The organism is Brenneria izbisi, assembly GCF_025840185.1.
Classification (GTDB): Bacteria; Pseudomonadota; Gammaproteobacteria; order Enterobacterales; family Enterobacteriaceae; genus Brenneria; species Brenneria izbisi.
On the sequence record NZ_JAMPJU010000060.1, the window covers coordinates 1 to 276 of the forward strand.

Consider the following 276-nt stretch of genomic DNA (forward strand, 5'->3'; position numbering starts at 1 on the left):
CTACCATCGGCGCTACGGCGTTTCACTGCTGAGTTCGGCATGGGGTCAGGTGGGACCACCGCGCTATCGCCGCCAGGTAAATTCTTTTAAAGCCGAATCATTAACCCAATTATTACTGGTGCTGATACCCAGAGTCGAACTGGGGACCTCACCCTTACCAAGGGTGCGCTCTACCAACTGAGCCATATCAGCGCACCTGCTAATTTGATGCCTGGCAGTTCCCTACTCTCACATGGGGAGACCCCACACTACCATCGGCGCTACGGCGTTTCACTG

The 276-nt window shown here is 55.1% G+C and carries 1 tRNA gene and 1 rRNA gene; both read right to left on the reverse strand.

Features of this window, described 5'->3' with window-relative positions:
• Positions 1-77: ribosomal RNA gene (gene rrf / locus NC856_RS17740) — 5S ribosomal RNA — on the reverse strand; the annotation flags it as partial.
• 39 nt (positions 78-116) lie between these two features.
• A tRNA-Thr gene (locus tag NC856_RS17745) sits at positions 117-192 on the reverse strand.
• Positions 193-276: the final 84 nt, after the last annotated feature.